1 protein-coding gene is annotated in these 518 nt (G+C 60.6%); it reads right to left on the bottom strand.

Going from position 1 to position 518, the window contains the following annotated elements:
* Window positions 1-336: aminotransferase class V-fold PLP-dependent enzyme (locus D1614_RS28920; RefSeq protein WP_119440547.1), on the bottom strand; the 336-nt coding region annotated here is incomplete at its 3' end.
* Window positions 337-518 lie beyond the last annotated feature (182 nt).

Raw genomic sequence — 518 nt, 5'->3', positions numbered from 1 at the left:
AATGTAGTCAGCCTTCGGTGCATCGGCCGACAGGCGGCGCATCAGGTTCAGCGGCACGATCGCGTTTTCGGCGATGGCACCGCCTTGCAGGAAAAGGATTTCGTAGTTGTCCGGCACGGCCAACAACTGGCGCAAATCGCTGAACGCCGCTGCCAGGATGCTTTCAAACTCGCGGCCGCGATGACTCATCTCCATCACGCTCATGCCGCTGCCGTGCCAGGAGACCATCTCGTCCTTCGCCTGCTCCAGCACCTCGACCGGCAACACTGCCGGCCCCGCCGAAAAGTTGTACACACGCGCCTGGCTGGCTTGAAGTGCTCGGTCCGCTTGGTTCATAGGGCGAAGGGCAAAAGAAAAATGGCTGTCCGGGCGCAAACCCAAACAGCCATTATCTACCAACTGACAGCGCTAAGGGGGTGCCCCCGCGTTTGCCTGCCTACGCCGGCCAATCACTTCGAAGCGGCGGCAACTTCCTTGTCAGCCATGTCGCGCATCTTCTTGCCGACTTGCGGACCGTA

This window comes from Maribellus luteus (genome assembly GCF_003576475.1).
In the GTDB taxonomy this organism is placed as follows: Bacteria; Bacteroidota; Bacteroidia; order Bacteroidales; family Prolixibacteraceae; genus Draconibacterium; species Draconibacterium luteum.
The sequence above is the reverse complement of the archived record's forward strand: the minus strand, read 5'-3'. Positions and strand labels throughout refer to the sequence as shown.